Source organism: Mycobacterium sp., from assembly GCF_052144515.1.
GTDB lineage: Bacteria > Actinomycetota > Actinomycetes > Mycobacteriales > Mycobacteriaceae > Mycobacterium.
Genome location: NZ_JBKQQD010000122.1, coordinates 14,018 through 33,555, shown reverse-complemented (window position 1 = coordinate 33,555; position 19,538 = coordinate 14,018). Strand labels below are relative to the sequence as shown.

18 protein-coding genes, 1 pseudogene and 1 riboswitch are annotated in these 19,538 nt (G+C 67.4%); of the genes and pseudogenes, 12 read left to right on the top strand and 7 right to left on the bottom strand.

Annotation, left to right across the window (positions count from 1 at the left end; translation table 11 throughout):
* Together pta and ACLP9N_RS07605 are read left to right on the top strand one after the other, a co-directional pair.
* Positions 1 to 1,019, top strand: a 1,019-nt coding sequence (gene pta, locus ACLP9N_RS07610) for a phosphate acetyltransferase (RefSeq protein WP_442406811.1), incomplete at its 5' end; no start/stop codon positions are given.
* The gene (locus ACLP9N_RS07605) at positions 1,009 to 2,211 is read left to right on the top strand and encodes an acetate kinase (RefSeq protein ID WP_442406810.1); all 1,203 of its coding nucleotides are present in this window, start codon (positions 1,009 to 1,011) and stop codon (positions 2,209 to 2,211) included. The genes pta and ACLP9N_RS07605, both read left to right, overlap by 11 nt.
* On the opposite strand, the gene ACLP9N_RS07600 is transcribed toward ACLP9N_RS07605, so the two are convergent.
* Both ACLP9N_RS07600 and ACLP9N_RS07595 read right to left on the bottom strand, forming a co-directional pair.
* Entirely contained in the window at positions 2,206 to 3,399 is a 1,194-nt protein-coding gene (locus ACLP9N_RS07600) for a DUF1501 domain-containing protein (RefSeq protein WP_442406816.1), read from the bottom strand. The genes ACLP9N_RS07605 and ACLP9N_RS07600 overlap by 6 nt on opposite strands.
* Positions 3,399 to 4,715 (bottom strand): DUF1800 domain-containing protein, encoded by a 1,317-nt coding sequence (locus tag ACLP9N_RS07595; protein WP_442406809.1) that lies wholly within the window; start codon positions 4,713 to 4,715, stop codon positions 3,399 to 3,401. Before ACLP9N_RS07595 ends, ACLP9N_RS07600 begins: the two co-directional genes overlap by 1 nt.
* Before the next feature lie 233 nt (positions 4,716 to 4,948).
* On the opposite strand from ACLP9N_RS07595, the gene ACLP9N_RS07590 reads away from it, so the two are divergent.
* Positions 4,949 to 5,833, top strand: a complete 885-nt coding sequence (locus ACLP9N_RS07590) for an endonuclease domain-containing protein (protein WP_442406815.1) — start codon at positions 4,949 to 4,951, stop codon at positions 5,831 to 5,833.
* A 55-nt stretch (positions 5,834 to 5,888) separates the two neighbouring features.
* Here ACLP9N_RS07590 and ACLP9N_RS07585 read toward each other — a convergent pair whose 3' ends face one another.
* From ACLP9N_RS07585 to glnX, 3 genes are read right to left on the bottom strand one after another with little or no spacing between them, the layout of a single operon-like run.
* Positions 5,889 to 8,195, bottom strand: coding sequence for a serine/threonine-protein kinase PknG (locus ACLP9N_RS07585; protein ID WP_442406814.1), 2,307 nt, complete (start codon positions 8,193 to 8,195; stop codon positions 5,889 to 5,891).
* A gap of 41 nt (positions 8,196 to 8,236) precedes the next feature.
* On the bottom strand, positions 8,237 to 9,235 hold the full coding sequence (locus tag ACLP9N_RS07580; protein WP_442406808.1) for a glutamate ABC transporter substrate-binding protein: 999 nt from the start codon (positions 9,233 to 9,235) through the stop codon (positions 8,237 to 8,239).
* Positions 9,232 to 10,551, bottom strand: coding sequence for a protein kinase G-activating protein GlnX (gene glnX / locus ACLP9N_RS07575; protein ID WP_442406807.1), 1,320 nt, complete (start codon positions 10,549 to 10,551; stop codon positions 9,232 to 9,234). The genes ACLP9N_RS07580 and glnX overlap by 4 nt, the downstream gene beginning before the upstream one ends.
* 125 nt (positions 10,552 to 10,676) lie before the next feature.
* Here glnX and ACLP9N_RS07570 point away from each other — a divergent pair, with 125 nt between their 5' ends.
* Positions 10,677 to 11,309, top strand: a complete 633-nt coding sequence (locus ACLP9N_RS07570) for an NUDIX hydrolase (protein ID WP_442406806.1) — start codon at positions 10,677 to 10,679, stop codon at positions 11,307 to 11,309.
* On the opposite strand, the gene thiE is transcribed toward ACLP9N_RS07570, so the two are convergent.
* The gene (gene thiE, locus ACLP9N_RS07565; protein ID WP_442406805.1) at positions 11,281 to 11,988 is read right to left on the bottom strand and encodes a thiamine phosphate synthase; all 708 of its coding nucleotides are present in this window, start codon (positions 11,986 to 11,988) and stop codon (positions 11,281 to 11,283) included. The two genes, ACLP9N_RS07570 and thiE, sit on opposite strands and share 29 nt — an antisense overlap.
* A 37-nt stretch (positions 11,989 to 12,025) precedes the next feature.
* Positions 12,026 to 12,136, top strand: a riboswitch (TPP riboswitch).
* On the opposite strand from thiE, the gene thiO reads away from it, so the two are divergent.
* The 4 genes from thiO to ACLP9N_RS07545 all read left to right on the top strand — a co-directional run bounded on the left by thiO (position 12,127) and on the right by ACLP9N_RS07545 (position 14,840).
* A complete protein-coding gene (gene thiO, locus ACLP9N_RS07560) occupies positions 12,127 to 13,128 on the top strand; it encodes a glycine oxidase ThiO (protein WP_442406804.1) in 1,002 nt (333 codons plus the stop codon). (Overlaps the previous riboswitch by 10 nt.)
* On the top strand, positions 13,128 to 13,325 hold the full coding sequence (thiS, locus tag ACLP9N_RS07555) for a sulfur carrier protein ThiS (RefSeq protein ID WP_442406803.1): 198 nt from the start codon (positions 13,128 to 13,130) through the stop codon (positions 13,323 to 13,325). Before thiO ends, thiS begins: the two co-directional genes overlap by 1 nt.
* A gap of 46 nt (positions 13,326 to 13,371) precedes the next feature.
* A complete protein-coding gene (locus ACLP9N_RS07550; protein WP_442406813.1) occupies positions 13,372 to 14,076 on the top strand; it encodes a thiazole synthase in 705 nt (234 codons plus the stop codon).
* On the top strand, positions 14,073 to 14,840 hold the full coding sequence (locus ACLP9N_RS07545; protein WP_442406802.1) for an SGNH/GDSL hydrolase family protein: 768 nt from the start codon (positions 14,073 to 14,075) through the stop codon (positions 14,838 to 14,840). Before ACLP9N_RS07550 ends, ACLP9N_RS07545 begins: the two co-directional genes overlap by 4 nt.
* Positions 14,841 to 14,863: 23 nt before the next feature.
* Here ACLP9N_RS07545 and ACLP9N_RS07540 read toward each other — a convergent pair whose 3' ends face one another.
* Positions 14,864 to 15,406 (bottom strand): serine/threonine protein kinase, encoded by a 543-nt coding sequence (locus ACLP9N_RS07540; RefSeq protein WP_442406801.1) that lies wholly within the window; start codon positions 15,404 to 15,406, stop codon positions 14,864 to 14,866.
* Positions 15,407 to 15,639: 233 nt separating this feature from the next.
* Between ACLP9N_RS07540 and ACLP9N_RS07535 the strand changes: the two are divergent.
* The 4 genes and pseudogenes from ACLP9N_RS07535 to ACLP9N_RS07520 all read left to right on the top strand — a co-directional run bounded on the left by ACLP9N_RS07535 (position 15,640) and on the right by ACLP9N_RS07520 (position 19,430).
* Positions 15,640 to 15,969 (top strand): annotated as a pseudogene (locus ACLP9N_RS07535) (CD225/dispanin family protein).
* Between the two features lie 12 nt (positions 15,970 to 15,981).
* Complete coding sequence (locus ACLP9N_RS07530) at positions 15,982 to 16,407, top strand: DUF2752 domain-containing protein (protein WP_442406800.1); 426 nt, start codon at positions 15,982 to 15,984, stop codon at positions 16,405 to 16,407.
* A 42-nt stretch (positions 16,408 to 16,449) separates the two neighbouring features.
* A complete protein-coding gene (locus tag ACLP9N_RS07525; protein WP_442406799.1) occupies positions 16,450 to 17,946 on the top strand; it encodes a M28 family metallopeptidase in 1,497 nt (498 codons plus the stop codon).
* Positions 17,943 to 19,430: a M28 family peptidase gene (locus ACLP9N_RS07520; protein ID WP_442406798.1), complete on the top strand. Its 1,488-nt coding sequence runs from the start codon at positions 17,943 to 17,945 to the stop codon at positions 19,428 to 19,430. The genes ACLP9N_RS07525 and ACLP9N_RS07520 overlap by 4 nt, the downstream gene beginning before the upstream one ends.
* Positions 19,431 to 19,538 lie beyond the last annotated feature (108 nt).

The following is a 19,538-nucleotide window of genomic DNA, read 5'->3' as shown; positions in this document are numbered from 1 at the left end:
TTGCCATCCCGATCCCGACCGTGACCACACCGCAGATGTTCACCTACCGGCTGCGTGCGCAGGCTCGAGCGGATCGCAGGCACATCGTGCTTCCTGAAGGCGGCGACGATCGCATCCTCAAGTCGGCTGGGCGGGTGCTGCAGCGCGGGATTGCGGATCTGACCATCCTCGGCGACGAGCTTGAGATCCGCTTTCGCGCAGCCGAACTCGGTGTCGACCTGGATGACGCGGCGGTGATCGACCCACGCACCAGCGAGTTATCCGACCAGTTCGCCGAACAGTACGCGGAGTTGCGCAAGAACAAGGGTGTCACCGTCGAGCAGGCCCGCGAGATCATCCACGATTTAGCGTATTTCGGCACCATGCTGGTGTACAACGGCATCGTCGACGGCATGGTGTCCGGTGCCACGCACACCACCGCGCACACGGTCCGGCCGGCGTTCGAAATCATCAGGACCGCGCCGGGAGTATCCGCGGTTTCCAGCGTCTTCTTGATGTGCCTGCCGGATCAGGTGCTGGTGTACGGCGACTGTGCGATCGTCCCCGACCCGACCGCCGAACAGCTCGCCGATATCGCGGTCAGCTCGGCACGCACCGCCGCACAGTTCGGCATCGAGCCGCGGGTGGCCATGCTGTCCTATTCCACCGGCGACTCCGGCGCCGGCGCCGATGTCGACAAAGTCAGGGCGGCAACGGAGTTGGTGCGCAGCCGGGCGCCCGACCTGCTGGTGGAAGGCCCCATCCAATACGACGCCGCGGTCGACCCGTTGGTCGCGGCCACCAAGACGCATGATTCGGTGGTCGCCGGTCGCGCCACGGTGCTGATCTTTCCCGACCTGAACACCGGCAACAACACATACAAGGCGGTGCAGCGCAGCGCCGGAGCGATCGCGATCGGCCCGGTGCTGCAGGGCTTGCGCAAGCCGGTGAACGATCTGTCCCGGGGGGCGCTGGTCGAGGACATCGTCAACACCGTCGCCATCACCGCGATCCAGGCGCAGGGCGTCTATGAAGGCTGACAACGGTGTTGTGCTGGTGATCAACTCCGGCTCGTCGTCGTTGAAATTCCAACTGGTGGAACCTGACTCGGGAGCATCGCGCGCAGTCGGCATTGTAGAGCGGATCGGTGAACAGGCGTCCTCGGCGGAATTGGATACCGGAGAACGGCATCTGCAACGCGACGCCCGGGTCGCCGACCACGACGAGGCGCTGCGCTTGGCATTCGACCAGTTGGCCGAGGCCGGAATTCATCTGAAGAGCTGTGGCCTGGTGGCCGTCGGGCACCGACTGGTGCACGGCGGCAACGACTTCTACCGGCCCACACTCGTCGACGAGGCACTGATCGCCAAGCTGAAGGAGTTATCGTCGCTGGCCCCGTTGCACAACCCGCCAGCGGTGCTGGGAATCGAGGTGGCGCGCAGGTTGCTGCCCGATATTCCACACATCGCGGTGTTCGACACGGCATTCTTTCACGACTTACCACCCGCGGCGGCGACTTATGCCATCGACTGGAAGGTGGCCGAGGCATGGCGCATCCGGCGCTACGGATTCCACGGCACCTCGCACCAGTACGTCAGCCAGCAGGCCGCGGCGTTCCTGGATACGCCGGTGGAGGACCTGAATCAGATTGTGCTGCATCTGGGTAACGGTGCCTCGGCTTCGGCGATCGCCGGCGGCCACCCGGTCGACACGTCGATGGGTTTGACGCCGCTGGAGGGCCTGGTGATGGGCACCCGCAGCGGTGACATAGACCCCAGTGTCGTCAGTTACCTGTGGCGCTCCGCCAAGATGGGCGTGGACGAGATCGAGTCCATGCTCAACCACAAGTCGGGGGTGTTGGGCCTGGCCGGGGAGCGTGATTTCCGTCGGCTGCACCAGATGATCGAATCAGGCGACAGCGCAGCAAAATTGGCCTACGACGTGTTCATTCACCGGTTGCGCAAGTACATCGGAGCCTACTTGGCAGTGCTGGGACACACCGACGTGGTGAGCTTCACCGCCGGGATCGGCGAGAATGCCACGGCAGTGCGCAGGGATGCGGTGGCCGGGATGGAAGAGCTGGGCATCGTGCTCGACGACGATCGCAACCTCGCCCAAGGGCGCAGTGCCCGCAGGATCTCTGCCGACGACTCAGCGGTTGTCGTGCTGGTGGTCCCGACCAACGAAGAGCTGGCCATCGCCCGCGACTGCATCAATGTGCTCGGTCTATAGGAAGCCCAGGCTGGTACGGCCGGTCCCGACCGACGGTGTGGGATCGGTCCCGACGGTGCGCGACAGCAGCTCGTAGTAGACGTCGCGAAAGTCGGTGGTGAATTTCAGGTCTCCGTTGTCCAGGTTTTTCAGGCTGGGTTCGTCGCCGTAGAAGCCGCCCTTAACCGGCGCACCCGCCACGAAGACGGGACCGGCGGTGCCGTGGTCGGTGCCTTGGGAGGCGTTGGCGCGCACCCGTCGTCCAAATTCCGAATACGTGATCAGCACGACGTTTTTGCCGTAGGGATCGCCGGCCATCTGCTGGAGGAATGGGGTCACGGCTTCGTCGAGGGTCTGCAGCAGGCGCTGCTGGGTTTCGCGTTCGTTGGCGTGCGTGTCGAATCCGCCCAGTTGCGCCGTGTACACCCGCGTCGGGACGCGGGCCTTCACCGCATTGGCCACCATGGACAGCTGGGTGGCCAACGAGTTGTGCTCGTTGGCAGTCGATTTGACCGATACGAACCTCGCGTTGGTGGTGCGTGCGGCGCGATAGGCCTTGCACACCGCTGCCATCGCTGGGGTGTCGGTGGGGTCGTCGGTGCCGAGCGCGTCCATGATGGTATCGAACCTGTCCGCGCGCTCGGCCTGCGCCTGATTGGGGGAAAGCGCTGCAGCCGTGTACTTTTCGCCGACTGCAAGCGACGGCAGCACCGGCCCGATGTTGACCGCGCGCAGGGGATCGTCGCCGGTGGCGTCGAGCCAGCGGCCGATCCAGCCGGTGGAGACGGGCTCGGCCGGTGATGCCGTCTGCCAGATGTCCATCGACCGGAAGTGGCTGTGGTCGGGCTGGGGATAGCCCACGCCGCGCACGACGGCGAGACGCCGTTGGCCCCACAGTTGGGCCAGGCCCTTCATTCCCGGGTTGAGTCCAAGCTCGGAGTCCAGGTGCAGGACATCGCCGGGGGCATAGGCAAGCTCGGGCCGGGCATCGTGATAAGCGTTGTCGGCGTAGGGGATCAGGGTGTTGATCCCGTCGTTGCCGCCGTAGAGGGTGACGATCACCAGCACACCGGCGCCCTCGGCCAGCGGCCGGTCTTGGGCGGCGCGCATCAGGTCGGGCCAACTAAGGGCCACGGTCCCGGACAGGAGGCCGGCCGCGCCGGCGCCCGCGCTGGCGATCAGGAATCTGCGGCGGTTGATTTCGGGCATCATGACGCCAGGTATTCGGGCGTGTTGACGGCCGCCGCGACCAGCTGCGGCGGTGTGCGCACCAGCGGTCGCAGCGCGTTGGCGGTCCGGTCCGACCAGGATCCGATGCCGATCAGATAACCGACGGCGTCGATGCGGTCACCGGGGGCGGCGTCCTCGATACCGGACAGGTCGCCGGTGCGTGCCATCCGGCTCGTGGCGCGCAACCGGGCCTCGGCGCTGGCGGTGGACAGCCACACCTGGCCGAGGGGCCAGCCGCCGACGCTGGGCGGGTAGAACGGCCGCTGCCCCAGTGCCCGCAACGTCGCCTCGGCCATTTTCAGCTGCGCGGGCTGGTCCAGCGGCACCCGCAGCGAGCGCAGCGCTCCGACCAGCCATTCGACCGGGGTGTTGACCTTGTTGGCGCGGCTGCCGGTGAACTCGTCGTCGGTGAGGATCGCGCGGGTCAGTGCCCGCAGGTCGCGACGCGGACCGTAGGCGGAGACGAGCCTGTCGAGCGCCTGAGGCGACGGCGGTTCGTCGGAGGCTAATTGCTGCCACAACCGTCCCGCGACGTATTGCGCCGACTTGGGCTGAGCCAGTACGGCGTCGCAGAACCCGGCGGCGTCGAAATTGCGGGTCACGCCGAACAGCGTCTTGGCCGTGCCGTCGTGGCGTTTGGGAATCACGGAGGTCTTGTCGTCGGTGCCGATGACCCATCCCGTCAGGGCTCGGGCCCCGGCGCGTACGTCGTCCTCGGTGTAGCCGTTGCCGTGGCCGAGCGCGAACAGCTCCATGAATTCGCGAGCCAGGTTTTCGTTGGGGGCCTTGGCGGTATTGGATTGCCCGTCCAGCCAGCGCAGCATCGCTGCGTCCGTGAGCATCGAGTACGCGAGGGTACGGAAATCTCCCAGCGAAAGGGTGCGCAGCTTTTGATTCTGCGCGGCCATGTGCGAGGCGGCCCGGACCTTCTGCGCGGAGGTGGCAAAGTGGTTGTGCCACAACAGGGTCAGCTTTTCGTGGACCGGTTGCCCGACGGCGACCATGCGCCGCAGCCACCAGCCCGACAGCACGCCCTCTTGCTCGGCCAACTGGCGGCCGAACTCCTTGCGTGCTGCCTGTGTCGCGCCTTTACCCGGGGCGCGCGGCGACGGGAAGGTGGGCATCGGGGTGGCGACCGCGCCCGCGTCGAGGTCGGGGTCGGCACCCAGCATGGCGTCGACGTAGGCCGGCCAGTCCCGGGTGAGCGCAGCGTCGACCTCGGGACCGGTCACTCCGAACCCGGCCCGCCGCAGCACGCGGGCAGTGCTGATCCACTGCGTGGATTCCCCCGCCATGCGTTAACTGTGGCTGAGGTTCCTTGCGATTTCCTTGCGTGCCTGGTCAGGCGGTGAACGGCGGCCGCATCGAGTGTGCGCTCAGGGCTTCCAGTGTGCGCCCAGGGTGATACCTAGGCGATTTTTCCGCCCTGCACGCACACCCGACGCAAAAACTAAAGCGTGCTGGTGGGCCGCACCCTGTGCAGACCCGGAACCACGTCCACCGCAGACGTGGGATTGTTGCCCGCGTGGTGGATCCGGGTGAACCGTTCATCGGGAGCGAGGCACTGGCCCGTAGGGCGTTGAGCCGGCATCAATTGCGGACGCAGTATCGCGCCATATTCCCGAATGTCTACCTACCCAAGCGGATCCAACCCTCCCTCGAACAGCGCATCGTCGGCGCCTGGCTGTGGTCCGGCCGCGCAGCGACGGTCGCTGGAGCGGCGGCCGCCGCATTACACGGGGCCAAGTGGGTCGCTGATGACGTCCCGATCGAGCTGATACACGTCAACCCCCGCGCGCCGCGGGGTGTGCTGACGCGCCGCAACCTGTTGATCGATGGCGAAACGCAGATCGTGGCGGGCCGTGCGGTCACCACGCCAGAACGCACCGCCTTCGACATCGGCCGGCACGCGAGCATCCGCTCGGCGGTCGCCCAGTTGGACGCGCTCGCGCGCGCAGCGAGTGTCAAGGTCGACAACGTTTTGCGTGTCGCCAAGTGCCATCCCGGTGCGCCTGGACTCCGGCAATTGGAGACCGTGCTCGAGCTGGTCGACCCGGGTGCGGAGTCTCCCAGGGAGAGCTACCTGCGGCTTCTGCTCATCGAGGCTGGTCTTCCTCGGCCGCGCACGCAGATACCGGTGCTGGACGCGGACGGCCTGCCCGTTGCCTACCTCGACCTGGGTTGGGAGGAGCACATGGTGGCTGTCGAATATGACGGCGAACATCATCGGATCGACCGCCGGCAATACGTCAAAGACATCCGGCGCCTGGAGATGCTGGAGCGGATGGGATGGATCGTCGTCCGGGTCGTCGCCGGGGACCACCCTGCCGATATCGTGCGCCGGGTCTGGGCGGCGCTGGCTGCATCGAGTGTGCGTTCAGGGATTCGAGTGTGCGCGCAGGGCGGGATCTAGGCGATTTTTCCGCCCTGTACGCACACTCGATGCAGCCAGCGCGAAAGCGCAAAGCCTAGAACGTGCTGGTGGGCCGCACCGTGTTGGCCATGTCCACCAGGGTGTAGCGGTGCCGTTGGGTGGGCGCTACCCGGGCCAGGGTGCGCAGCGAGGCCTCCACGCCCAGCCGCAGTCCGTGTTTGGTGAACGGGAACCCGAGGATGTGGTTGGTGCTGGCCTCGTGGTTGGCCTCCAGCCAGTCCATCGCGCCACCCAGCACTAGGGCGCGGATCTGCAGCACGCGGGGTTCGGTCGGCGGCAGCGCCTCCACTCGCCGGGCGGCGTCCCGGATCTGCTCCTCGGTGATCTCGCTCGTTGAGCGGCCGGAGAGCAGGGTCACCGCACTGGTCAGGCGCGCGGTGGTGAAATGGCGCGAGGTAGGGGGCACTTCGTCGAGCGTGCGCACCGCGCCGGTTCGATCGCCTCCGGCCGACTGCGATCTGGCCAGCCCGAAGGCCGCCGAGATCACGCCGTCGTTGGTTCGCCACACCGTCTGGTAGAACTTCTGCTCGTCGCTCTCGCCGGCCAGTTCGGCGGTCGCGGCAAGCGCCAGTTTCGGTGCCAGCTCGCCGGGAAAGGTGTCCAGCACCTCGGTGAAATGTTTGATGGCCGAGTCGTAGTCGCCGGTGAGCAGCTCGGCGACGGCCTTGTACCAGACCAACCGCCATCTCCAGCCGACCCGCTCGGCCAGGTCGTCGAGTTTGCGGCTGGCCTTGGCCACATCGCCCAGGTCCAGCAGGGCGCGGACTTCCATCAGCGGCAGCTCGGCCGACTCGGACAAGTCGACGCCCTTGGCGTCCAGGGTGCCGTGGCGGGCCGCGCGCAGGGAGTCCAGCGTCTGCACCGGCTGGGAGAGCACCGTCGCCTGCAGCACGGGGGCGGCGACGTCGGCCTGATCGACCAGCGGCACCGACAGTGCGGTGACGATTTCCCTGCCGGTCAGCTTTTCCGAGTGCACCTGGCCGTCCAGGTACACGTCAGTGTGCGCGACCAGCAGGTCCACCCCGAAGGTCGATCGGCTTGGGCTGAACAGCGTCGACAGCCCGGGCCGCGGTACCTCGGTGTCCTGGGCGACCACCTCGCGCAGCACGCCCATCAACTGCGCGGATATCTCGTCGGCGGAGGTGAACCGTCGCCGCGGGTCGGGGTCGATCGCGCGGCGCAGCAGACGGCCGAAAGAGTCGTAGGTGGCCAGCACCGGATCGTCTTCGGGCAACCCGTCCACGTAGCGCCCATTGCGGGTGCGCAGGTTCAACGTGAGCGCGGCGAGCGTGCGCCCCACGGTGTAGATGTCGGTGGCCACCGTCGGGCCGGTCCGGACGATTTCCGGCGCCTGGTAGCCGGGTGTGCCGTAGAGGTAGCCGAAGGAATTGACGCGCGACACCGCGCCCAGGTCGATCAGCTTGAGCTGTTCTTCGGTGAGCATGATGTTCTCCGGCTTCAGGTCGTTGTAGACCAGGCCGATGGAATGCAGATAGCTCAGCGCGGGCAGGATTTCCAGCAGGTAGGCGATCGCCTCGGCGACCGGCAACTTCTCGGCTCCGCCTTTCCTGACGCCCTTTTTGGAGCTTCGCTTCAGCGATTGCCCGCCGATGTACTCCATGACGATGTAGCCGACCGGATCCCCATGCCGGTCGGTGTGCTCGACGAAGTTGAAGATCTGCACGATCTGCGGGTGCACCACCTCGGCGAGGAACTGCCGCTCGGCCATCGCGATCGCCTGCGCCTCGGCGTCACCGGAGTGCACCAGGCCTTTGAGCACCACCGGGCGGTCGTTGACGTTGTGGTCGACCGCCAGATAGACCCAGCCCAGACCACCGTGCGCGATGCAGCCCTTGACCTCGTACTGGCCGGCGACGATGTCTCCGGCACGCAGTTGGGGCAGGAACGTGTACGGACTGCCGCAATACGGGCACCAGCCCTCCTTGGAACCTTCAGCCCCTTTGCCTTCCGTCTCTTTGCCTTCCGTCTCTTTGCCCTCCGAGCCTTTGCCCTCCGGGTCAGACCGCCCGACCGGCCGTCCGCAGTTCCAGCAGAACCGCTTGGACTCCGGCACCACCGGATTGGTCATCAGCGCTTCGAGCGGGTCGGTGTCCGGCACGCGTGGAATCTCCACGAGGCCGCCGCCGAGCTGCCTGACCGGCGGGAGCACCCGCGTGGCCGGCGTCATGCGGTCTTGCGGCTCGGCATCCGCGCTGGGGATGGAGATGTGCGGAAAGTCGTCGTCGTCGTCGAAATCGGGCCGGAAGACCGCCTCGGTGGACTGCAGGCGCACTCCCGTCGCGCCCGACGGTGGGTCGGCCCGCTGGGTGGCGGGGCCCATGTCTCCGGAGTCGTCGGAGGCAGGTTCGAGGTGTTCGGCCATCAGTCCAGATACCTCGGCATCGGCGGGGCGGGCGCTGGGCCGAGCACCGTCAACCACTTGCGGTACAACGTGTTCCACGTACCGTCCCGGCGGATGCGCTCCAGCGTGCCGTTGACGAACCTGACCAGCCCGGGGTTGTTGAGGTTGACCCCGACGCCGTAAGGCTGGCTGGCCATATTGGGCCCGACGATGTGCAAATAAGGGTCTTCTTCGACCAGCCCGGCCAGTATCGAGTCGTCGGTGCTGACGGCGTCGATCTCACGTTGCTGCATTGCCACCAGGCAGTCGGCCCAGTTCACCACCGACACGATGAGTGGCGGCGGCGCGATCTGCCGGATCCGGTGCAGCGAGGTGGTTCCCCTCGCCACGCAGACTCGCTTGCCGGACAGGTCTGCCACCTTCGCGATCGACGAGTCGCGCGGGGCGAGGATGCGCTGGTTGGCGTCGAGGTAGACGGTGGAGAAATTCACCAGCTTTCGCCGGTCGCAGGTGATGGTCATGGTCTTGACGACAACGTCGACCTCAGACTTCTGCAGCGCGGTGACGCGCTCCTCGGCTGACAGGATCCGGTACTCGACGTGGGTTGGGCTGCCGAAGATGTCACGAGCGATCTCGCCGGCAATGTCGACGTCGAACCCGGTGATCTCGCCGGTGATCGGGTCGCGAAAGCTGAATAGGTTGCTGCCGATGTCGAGCCCGACGATCAGCCTGCCGCGGGCGCGGATGTCGGCCACCGCGGCGTCGGCCTCGGCCGTCGTTCCGAAGGGCCGCAGGCTGGCGGTCAGGTTGCAGTCACTGCTGGCGTCGTCCGGGGGCAGCGGGGGCTCCGGTGGCATCTGGTCCATGCCGACGGGTGTGGGCTGTGGCAGGGTCGGGATCGCCGCCACCTTCAGGGATTCGGTGTGGCCGCACCCTGCCAGCACGATCGACGCGGCGAGCACAGCGAGCACAGCGCACGCTCGCCGGATGCCGTGCCGGCGGGTCGGCCGGATCTTCATCGATACTCCTTCAGCCGGGGCCACAGGCCCAGCGCCACCGCGATGGCGGCGCCCAGGCTGAGTACCACGCCGCCGATCTGGGCGCCGGACAGCCCGCTTCGCGCGTTGAGGACGTCGTTGCGCAGGTGGGTGCGGCTTTGGTCCATGACCTTGACCAACGATTCGTCGAGCTTGTCGAAGGCGGGGGTGGAGTCGTTCTCACCGCTGCCCAGCGCAACCTCGGTGGCGGCCCGGTAGTTGCCGACCGAGATGTAGGAGTTGATCCGGTCGTTGGCCTGCCGCCAGCGGACCAGCAGCTGGTCGGCGCCCTGCAGGTCGCCCTTGTCGACGGCATCGGGCCGGGCCATGTATCGGTCGATCTGTTCGTGCATCATGTCGATGCGCTGATAGAAGGACTGCTTGCGAATCTCCTCGTCGCCGCGCCGGATCAGCGACAACGTCTCGTCGGCTCGCGCCTGCTGGGCGGTGATCTCGACGTTGGTGACGATCTTGAGTGAGTCCGCCGCGGTGTCCTTGGCGCTGCGGCTGGCGGTCGTCGAAATGGTCAGCGCCGTCCCGACCCACACCATCATGACGAGAATACCGAGCGCGCCCACGACAAGCCCGGGATTGATCCGGCGCCTGGTGTGCCGGGCCAGCCAGCGATGGGAGAACGCGCCGAAGACCACGGTGGCCGAGACGACCAGGATCACCGGAGCCGGGATCTGCGTGGACGCAGTGGTTTCCGAGTCCACCCGCTCCGACGTCGCCTTGTAGAGCAGTTTCGCGTCGGGCAGGATCGTCGATTGCATCAGTCCCGATGCCTCCGACAGGTAGGACGACCCGACCGGGTTGCCTTCGCGGTTGTTGGTCCGCGCGACCTCGATCAACCCGGTGTAGACCGCCAGTTCGGCGTTGATCCGGCCGAGCAATTCCACCAGCGGTTGGTCGGTCAGCCCGCTCGACGCCCGCGTCACGGCAACGGCAGCGTCGGTGATGGCCTCCTCGTAGCGCAGCCGGACCCCGCGCGGTTCCGCTTGGGCGATGAACGCGGTGGCGGCCGCGGCGTCGGCCACCGACAGCGTGGTGTACAGGCGTCCGGCCGCGAACGACAGCGGCTCGGTGTGGTTGAGCACCGTGCTCAGCACTTGCTGCCGGTGATTGATGGTCGTTGAGGTGGCGAACGCGCTGGCAACGCCGAGGCATGCCAGCACGATCCCGATGGTCAGGATGCGGCCTGGGGTCGTGGAGATGAACCACCAACGGGGATGGGCGGGTTCGGCCGGTGACCGCGACCCCAGCGGCTCGGTCGACGGGTGCGCCAGCTCAACCGTCACGTCTGCTCGGACCCCATTCTTTCAGCGTCTTTTCGCCATCTCCCCAAACTCTATAAGCGAATTCTAAGAGCATGTTCGGCCGGATGGGGGGAGGCGGACGTAATTGGACTGCATATCCTGAACGCGTGCATGGCGACGGGGACGGATGGGTGGTGTCCGACAGCGGCGCGCACTATTGGGGCCGGTATGGCGCGGCCGGTCTGCTGTTGCGGGCTCCGCGGCCCGACGGAACCCCCGCGGTGCTATTGCAGCACCGCGCGGTGTGGAGCCATCAGGGCGACACGTGGGCTTTACCGGGGGGCGCCCGGGACAGTCACGAGTCCGCGGAGGAGACCGCGGTCCGCGAAGCGCGCGAAGAGGCCGGGCTGCCGGCCGAACGGCTTGCGGTGCGGGCGACGGTGATCACCGCGGAAGTCGCCGGGATCGGCGGCACCCATTGGACCTACACCACGGTCGTCGCCGATGCCGCTGAGCTGCTGCACACCGTGCCCAACCGGGAAAGCGCCGAGCTGCGCTGGGTCGGTGAGGACGAAGTGGCCGCCCTGCCGCTGCATCCCGGGTTCGCGGCCAGCTGGCAACGGCTGCGCACGGCCCCGGCGACCGTGCCGTTGGGCCACGGCGACGAACGCCGCCTGCGGCTGCCGCGGACCATGGAGATCGAGGCCGGGGTTTTCATCTGGTGCATGCCGGGTGACGCGGATCAGGCGCCGTCGCAGCTGAGTCCCCGGATCAACTCGCTGCTGCAAGCGCTGAACTGAGCTGTTCGGCCGCGGCCCGTGGGTCCTCGGCCGCGGTGATCGCCCGCACCACGACGACCCGGCGGGCACCGGCAGCCAGGACGTCGGGCAGCCGCCGGGCGTCGATGCCACCGATCGCGAACCACGGTTTGTCGCCATCGAGTTCGGCCCCGAATTGAGAGACGGCGCGTACCAGCTGCAGGCCCGGCGCCGCGCGGCCCGGCTTGGTCGGGGTGGGCCAGCAGGGACCGACGCAGAAATAGTCGGCGGCACCCGCGGCGACCCTCTTGGCGGCCAAGGCCGCCTGCGCGGCGTCGTGGGTGGACAGCCCGATCAGCGTGGCCGGCCCGACGATCTCGCGCGCCGCATCCAGCGGCAGATCGCCTTGACCCAGGTGCAGCACGTCGGCGCCCGCCACCCGGGCGATGTCGGCGCGGTCGTTGACCGCAAACAGGGCGCCGTGCCGGCGGGCCGCGTCGGCGAGGATCTCGCATGCGGCCAGCTCGTCGCGTGCCTCGAGCGGGCCGAACCGCTGCTCACCGGCCGAACCCTTGTCGCGCAGCTGGATGATGTCCACTCCGCCTGCCAGCGCGGCCTCGGCGAACTGCGCCAAGTCGCCCCGCTCGCGCCGCGCGTCGGTGCACAGATAGAGCCTTGTCTTGGTGAGAAGGGTGGCGAGTCGGGAACCAGGCTGGTGCACATCCCGACGTTATCGCGCTAGCGTGGACTCCGAAGAGTTTGTAGAGCACGGGAGTCCTAGCGAGCGGGGACTGAGAGTGGGCGCGCCTGCCCTTACCGTCGAACCTGATCCGGGTCATGCCGGCGAAGGGAGCAGAGGATGCAGTCTTTAGCCGTTATTGGCGGCGGTGTCATCGGGCTGTCGGTGGCGCGCCGGGCGGCGCAAGCCGGATGGTCCGTGCGGGTGCACCGCACCGGCGAGCGGGGCGCGTCCTGGGTCGCCGGCGGCATGCTGGCCCCGCACAGCGAAGGCTGGCCCGGCGAGGAACGGTTGTTGCGGCTGGGCATCGAGTCCCTGCGGCTGTGGCGCGAGGGCGGGTTTCTGGACGGGCTGCCGCCGCAGGTGGTCACCGCGCGCGAGTCGCTGGTGGTGGCCGTCGACCGGGCCGACGTCGCCGATCTGCGTACCGTTGCGGACTGGTTGTCCGCGCAGGGACACGCGGTGGTCTGGGAGTCGGCCGCCCGTGACGTCGAACCCCTGTTGGCACGGGGCATCCGGCACGGCTTTCGGGCGCCCACCGAGCTGGCGGTGGACAACCGCGCGGTGCTCGACGCGCTGTCCGCGGACTGCGAGCGGCTCGGAATCCATTGGGCGGCAACGGTGAACGACCTATCCCGCGTCGAGGGCGACGCGGTGGTGATCGCCAACGGCATTGACGCCCCCGCACTGTGGCCTGGCCTGCCCGTGCGTCCGGTGAAGGGCGAGGTGCTGCGGCTGCGCTGGCGAAAGGGTTGTATGCCGCTGCCGCAGAGGGTGATTCGTGCGCGAGTGCATGGGCGGCAGGTGTACTTGGTCCCGCGCGCGGACGGGGTCGTCGTCGGTGCCACCCAGTACGAACACGGCCGCGACACCGCCCCGGTGGTCTCGGGAGTGCGTGACCTGCTCGACGACGCGTGCGCGGTGCTGCCGGCGCTGGGTGAGTACGAGCTGGCTGAGTGCGCCGCCGGGCTGCGCCCGATGACACCCGACAACCTACCGCTCGTGCAACGCCTGGACGAACGTACCCTGGTCGCCGCCGGCCACGGGCGATCCGGCTTTCTGTTGGCGCCCTGGACGGCCGAACAGATTGTGTCCGAACTTCTCCCGGTCGGAGCGTACTGATGATCGTGGTTGTCAACGAGAAACAGGTCGAGGTGGATGAGCAGACCACCGTCGCCGCCCTGCTGGCGTCGTTAGGTTTTCCGGACCGGGGCATCGCGGTGGCACTGGACTTGTCCGTGCTTCCCCGATCGCACTGGACAACAGAGCTTTTCGACGGTGCGCGACTCGAGGTGGTGACGGCGGTGCAAGGTGGTTGACGCGAAACTCACTATCGGCGACCGCAGCTTCGCCTCGCGGCTCATCATGGGCACCGGCGGAGCCACCAACCTGGCGGTGCTGGAAGAGGCGCTGATCGCGTCGGGCACCGAACTGACCACCGTCGCGATGCGCCGGGTCGACGCCGAGGGCGGCACCGGGATGCTCGACCTGCTCAACCGGCTGGGCATCACGCCGCTGCCCAACACCGCGGGCTGCCGAAGCGCGGCCGAGGCGGTACTGACCGCGCAGCTAGCCCGCGAGGCGCTGAACACCAACTGGATCAAGCTGGAGGTGATTGCCGACGAGCGGACCCTGTTGCCCGATGCCGTCGAATTGGTTCGGGCGGCAGAGCAATTGGTCGACGACGGGTTCGTGGTCCTGCCCTACACCAACGACGACCCGGTGCTGGCCCGTCGGCTGGAGGACACCGGTTGCGTGGCGGTGATGCCGCTCGGCTCGCCGATCGGTACGGGCCTGGGCATCATCAACCCACACAATATCGAGATGATCGTGGCCCAGGCGGGCGTACCGGTGGTGCTCGACGCCGGCATCGGTACCGCTAGCGACGCCGCACTGGCGATGGAATTGGGTTGCGATGCAGTGCTATTGGCCACTGCAGTCACCCGGGCCGCCGATCCGCCGGCGATGGCCACCGCGATGGCCGCCGCCGTCACCGCCGGCTACCTGGCTCGCCGGGCCGGGCGGATCCCGAAACGCTTCTGGGCGCAGGCATCCAGCCCGCCACGATGAAACGGTATGTGGCACTGGGCAGTTCGATGGCCGCTGGCCCCGGTATCCGGCCCCGCGCGGCTGGCGCGCCCTGGGCGGCAGGGCGATCCGCCCGCAACTATCCGCATCTGGTCGCCGAACGACTAAGCCTCGAACTGGTGGACGTCACTTTTTCCGGCGCCACCACCGCCCACGTGCTCGCCGATCGCCAGCGCGGCGCGCCACCCCAAATCGCTGCGCTAGACGGCTCGGAGACGTTGGTCACGGTCACCGTCGGCGGCAACGACGTCGGATACATTCCGCTGTTGATGGCCGCCTCGCTGCCGCGGGCCGCGCGCCACCTGCCGCTGCTCGGCCGGCGCATCGGCGAACTGCTGGACCGTGAGGCGCGTGACCGAGCCCTGGACGACGTCTTCGACTCGCTATGCGCGGTCGGTCGGGCGCTGCGCCAGCGCGCCCCCCACGCCCGGGTGTTCTTCGTCGACTACCTGACGGTGCTGCCGCCCGCGGGCGCGCCGGCGCCCCCGCTGTCGGCGGCGGACGCCGATCTGGGCCGGCACGTGGCCGCCACCCTCGAACGACTCACGGCCGACGCGGCCGCGGCGACGGGCTGCGAGGTCGTCGGCGCGGCGGCGGCCAGCCGGCAGCACCACGCCTGGTCGGCCCAGCCTTGGACGGTCAAGTCGGTGAGAACCGGTGTGCCGCTACCGGGTCGGCCCGCCCCGCTGCATCCCAACGGCGCCGGGATGCGCGCGGTGGCCGAGTTGATTTCACGCCGGTTGTAGCCGAACGAGAGTCATTGAGGAAGTCAGCCGTTGGACTGCCACCACTTGTAGAGCGCGGTGACGTCGTCATTGGACCCGCGAATGTAGCTCAATATGTTCTTGGCGTCTGTGGTCCAAATGATTTCGGCGCCATCCTGGTAGGTCCCACAGACCATTTGCCCGCCGTTGGTGGTGGCGTTGCTGCCCTGGTGCCACGGGGCAGGCCCTTTGGTGCTGCTGTCCCCGCAGTTGGCCAGCACGTCGTCTTTGACGCTGTTTTTGAACCAGGTAGCCAAATCATCGCTCTTGCCGAAGAGGAAGTATTTAGCTTGGACCGGCCCCTTGGGGTCGGGGCTTTGTCCGCAAATGAGCGCGGCCAGTTGGCCACCCGTGATCGGCTGGGCGGTGCAGTTGTTGAGGCCGTATCCCTTCGACAGGTTGGCCGCGAGCGTGTTGACATCCGCTGAGTTTCCGGTACCGGGATCGGGATCGGGATCCGCCGTCGCGGTGCCACTAGCGAGCCAGGCAAAGCTGCCCATCAGCGCTGTAGCCGTTGCGGCTCGCAACGCATTGGCGAGATGAGACATTCTCTGACTCCCTAACGGTCAGGCAGGCCCCGATGACCGGTGCCGCATAGATATTGAAAATACAATCCAGCCGGTCGATTTCAACCATCCAGGGATATTCGTGTGGTGCGGAATCAGCCCGATACCCGTTGGCATGCAGCGAGATTTTCGCATTGGTGGTGCCGTCGCGATGTCCGTCGGGTATGGTTAAGCACCGTTTTAGGCCAGTTAACGTCTCTGGACTGGAGAACCGCATGACTGCTCAGCCGCCCCCTCCTCCCCCTCCCGGATACCCGCCGCAGCCGCCCGCGGCGCAGGCGCCGAAGAACTACCTGGTGTGGTCCATCTTGGTGACGTTGTTCTGCTGCCTAATCCCCGGGATTGTCGCGATCGTCTTTTCCGCTCAAGTCAACGGACTGTAGGCGCAAGGGCGTTACGCGGAGGCGCAGAAGGCGTCAGCCCGTGCCAGGACGTGGGTGATCATTTCGGCTGTCCTCGGCCTCATCGGCATCCCCATATCCATCTATTACGCGACCAAGAGCGGTGACAATTCGAACGCGGCAATGCGTGCCGCGATGTTCTGAGCCGGGTTCGCAATGGTGACCCGCCCGGCGTCCGCGCCGCTGCGCCTGCGCGCGCCTCTGGCGGTGGCTGCGTCCGCGACGTTGGTGTGCGCGGCCATTTGGGTGGGTGACCCGACCACCCCGCACGGTCCGCTGCCGGTATGCCCTACCAAGGCGCTCCTGGGTATCGACTGCCCTGGGTGTGGCAGTTTACGGATGTTGTACTCCCTCATGCACGGCGACCTGCTGGGGGCCGCGCGGTTCAACGCGCTGGGGCTCGTGGCGGTGGTGCTGTTGATATGGGCATACGGGGCCTGGACCTACGGTCGGCTGACGGGCCGGCGGATCGCGAGCTGGCAACGCCATCGCTGGTCTGCGGCGGTGACGCTGTCGTTGGTGTTGGCGTGGTTTGTGGTGCGCAACATCCCTTTTGCGCCATTCACCGGCCTGTATGTCTGACTTTGACCGGCCACGATCTAACCTGGTCTAACCTGGGGCGCGATGGTGAAAAAATCAAAGGTGACCCCGGTGGTGCTCGTCGTGGTCGCCCTCACCGTATTCGCGGCCGGCTGCTCCCATCGGCCGCCGAATTCGCAACAGCCGGCCAACCCGGCCGCGGCCGACTTCGCCACCGCGTTGCGCAACCGGGTGACCACTGATGCGATGATGGCGCATCTGTCCAAACTCCAGGACATCGCCAACGCGAACAACGGCACCCGGGCGGTGGGCACCCCCGGGTATGAAGCCAGCATCGACTATGTCGTCAACACGTTGCGCAGCAAAGGTTTTGACGTGCAGACGCCCGAATTCTCCACCCGGGTGTTTCACGCCGAAAAGGGGTCGGTGACCCTCGGCGGTAAGAATTTCGACGCGCGGGCGCTGGAATACAGCCCCGGCACGCCCCCGGACGGGGTGAGCGGGCGGCTGGTGTCCGTGCCGGGCGGCGAGACCTCGGGATGCAACCCCTCGGACTACGACGGGCTGTCGGCGCAGGGCGCGGTGGTGCTTCTGGACCGTGGCAACTGCCCATTCGCCAAGAAGGAAGACGCCGCGGCGCAGCGGGGCGCCGTGGCCATGATCGTCGTCGACAACGTCGACGAGCAGCAGATGGGCGGCACCCTGGGGGCGGACACCGACGTCAAGATCCCGGCGGTGGGCGTCACGAAGTCCACCGGCTTGCTACTGCGCGGGCAGCCCGGCCAAGCGACCATCAAGCTCAATGCGAGCACCCAAAGCGTCAAAGCGCGCAACATCATCGCGCAGACCAAGACGGGGTCGACCACCGACGTCGTGATGGCCGGCGCGCACCTGGACAGCGTGCCGGAAGGGCCGGGCATCAACGACAACGGCTCCGGGGTGGCCGCGGTACTGGAAACCGCTGTGCAGCTGGGGAACTCGCCGAACGTGCGCAACGCGGTACGGTTCGGCTTCTGGGGGGCAGAGGAGCTCGGACTGATCGGGTCGCGGAATTACGTTGAGTCGCTGGACCTGGACGCGCTGAAGGACATTGCGCTGTACCTCAACTTCGACATGCTGGCGTCGCCCAATCCCGGCTATTTCACCTACGACGGAGACCAATCGTTGCCCGCGGACACCCGCGGCCAGCCAGTGGTACCCGAGGGTTCGGCCGGTATCGAGCGCACGCTGGTCGCCTGCCTGAAGTCGGCAGGCAAGACCGCGCAGGACACCTCGTTCGACGGTCGCTCCGACTACGACGGATTCACCCTGGCGGGCATCCCGGCGGGCGGGCTGTTCTCGGGCGCGGAGGGCAAGAAAACCGACGAGCAGGCCAAGCTGTGGGGCGGGAACGCCAACGAGCCGTTCGACCCCAACTATCACAAGAAGACCGACACTCTCGACCACATCGACCGGACCTCGCTGGGCATCAACGGCGGGGGCGTCGCCTACGCGATCGCGCTCTACGCGCAGGACCTCGGCGGTCGCAACGGTATTCCGGTCATGGACGATCGCACGCGCCACGTGCTCGCCAAAAAATGATCCGCCGGCTGGCCGCAACCTTGCTGTTGCTGACAGGACTGTTGGCGGGCTGCGCTCTAGGTCCGGAGCGGCCAAGGCCGCTCGCCGCCGCGCCCGACCTCGGCCACGGATTGGCCGGAAAGGTGACCGCGGACCGGATGCTGGCGCACCTGCGCGCGCTGCAGGACATCGCCAATGCGAACGGGGGAAACCGGGCAGCGGGCACACCGGGCTACGACGCCAGCGTCGACTACGTGGCAAAAGCGTTGCGCAGCAGGGGTTTCGACGTGATGACGCCGCAATTCGACCGGTTGTCCACCATATCCCCGGGTAAGCCGACGCTAACGATTGCCGGCCGCACTTATCCGGTCGACCAGGCTTCGTTGCTGGTCCGGACACCACCCGGCGGCCTCACCGGCACGCCGATCCGCCCCAACCGGCCGGCGGGCTGCACCGCCGGCGATTACCCGCCCGTCATACCCCCGGGTTCGATCGTCGTCGTCGACGACAGTCGCTGCTCGGTGGTCGACAAGCAGAACAGCGCGCTGGCCAAGGGCGCCGTAGCCCTGATCGTGGTCAGCCAGCCCACTGGCGCGGGCGCCCCGCCCACGTTGTTCGGTCCCGGTTATTACAACCAGCTGACCGTGCCGGTCGCGGTCGTCGGTGCTTACGGGGGCGCCGCGCTGGGTTACGCGACCGCGCCGGTGCGCCTGGTGCTGGACGCCGAGAACGTCAAGATCACCTCGCGAAACGTGCTGGCGCAGACCAAGACCGGCTCGCCGCACGAGGTGGTGATGGTCGGCGCGCATCTCGACGGCCCGCGTGGCGGCCCGGGCATCAACGACAACGGGTCCGGCGTGGCGGCGGTGCTCGAAACGGCGCTGCAGCTGGGCCCGCTGCCACCGGTGAACAACGCGGTGCGGTTCGTGTTCTGGGGAGCCGATCAGGACGGCCCCAACGGCGCCATGGACTACGTCTTCGGTCTGGACCCCGAGCGACTCAACGACATCGCCCTGTATCTGGACTTCGTCATGCTCGGTTCGGCGAACGCGGGCTTCTTCACCGACGACGGCGACCAATCCGGTCCGCCGGGGGTGGGTATTTCGGCGGGGGATGTCCCGGAAGGTTCGGCCGGAATTGAGCGCACCCTGGGCGGCTATCTGTACCAGGCTGGCAAGCGGCCCGCCGACATGCCGTTGAGCACTAGGACCGACTACCACCCCTTTATGGTTGCCGGAGTGCCGATCGGCGGCATGACCGGTGGCGCTTCGCAGGCGAAAACCACTGTGCAGGCACGACTCTGGGGCGGCCAGGCCGGCGTCTGGTTCGACCCGAACTACCAGAGCGCCCGTGACACCGTCGGCAACATCAACCGGGAAGCACTGGCGGTCATGGGTTCTGGGGTCGCCTACGCGGTGGGCTGTTACGCCGAGTCGATCGGGGGAGTCTGGGGAGTCAATGGCGTCCCGCCCCACGACAAGCGGCATCGCACCCGGGTGCCGTAGCGGTCTGTCAGCGCGTGTGTGAATTCCTGGTGAGCCGCGGCTTTTCTGCCCCGCCAGCAAACCAACCGATCTAAACTGATATCCCTTTGATGCAGCCTGGCAGGCCGG

Coding starts and splice junctions, on each gene's coding strand:
- thiS (WP_442406803.1), top strand. CDS start 13,128: ATGATCGTGGTTGTCAACGAGAAACAGGTCGAGGTGGATGAGCAGACC.
- ACLP9N_RS07550 (WP_442406813.1), top strand. CDS start 13,372: ATGGGCACCGGCGGAGCCACCAACCTGGCGGTGCTGGAAGAGGCGCTG.
- ACLP9N_RS07585 (WP_442406814.1), bottom strand. CDS start 8,195: ATGGGCCCCGCCACCCAGCGGGCCGACCCACCGTCGGGCGCGACGGGA.
- ACLP9N_RS07600 (WP_442406816.1), bottom strand. CDS start 3,399: ATGCCCGAAATCAACCGCCGCAGATTCCTGATCGCCAGCGCGGGCGCC.
- ACLP9N_RS07540 (WP_442406801.1), bottom strand. CDS start 15,406: ATGTCTCATCTCGCCAATGCGTTGCGAGCCGCAACGGCTACAGCGCTG.
- ACLP9N_RS07520 (WP_442406798.1), top strand. CDS start 17,943: ATGATCCGCCGGCTGGCCGCAACCTTGCTGTTGCTGACAGGACTGTTG.
- ACLP9N_RS07525 (WP_442406799.1), top strand. CDS start 16,450: ATGGTGAAAAAATCAAAGGTGACCCCGGTGGTGCTCGTCGTGGTCGCC.
- ACLP9N_RS07595 (WP_442406809.1), bottom strand. CDS start 4,715: ATGGCGGGGGAATCCACGCAGTGGATCAGCACTGCCCGCGTGCTGCGG.
- ACLP9N_RS07605 (WP_442406810.1), top strand. CDS start 1,009: ATGAAGGCTGACAACGGTGTTGTGCTGGTGATCAACTCCGGCTCGTCG.
- ACLP9N_RS07545 (WP_442406802.1), top strand. CDS start 14,073: ATGAAACGGTATGTGGCACTGGGCAGTTCGATGGCCGCTGGCCCCGGT.
- thiO (WP_442406804.1), top strand. CDS start 12,127: ATGCAGTCTTTAGCCGTTATTGGCGGCGGTGTCATCGGGCTGTCGGTG.
- ACLP9N_RS07580 (WP_442406808.1), bottom strand. CDS start 9,235: ATGAAGATCCGGCCGACCCGCCGGCACGGCATCCGGCGAGCGTGCGCT.
- ACLP9N_RS07530 (WP_442406800.1), top strand. CDS start 15,982: ATGGTGACCCGCCCGGCGTCCGCGCCGCTGCGCCTGCGCGCGCCTCTG.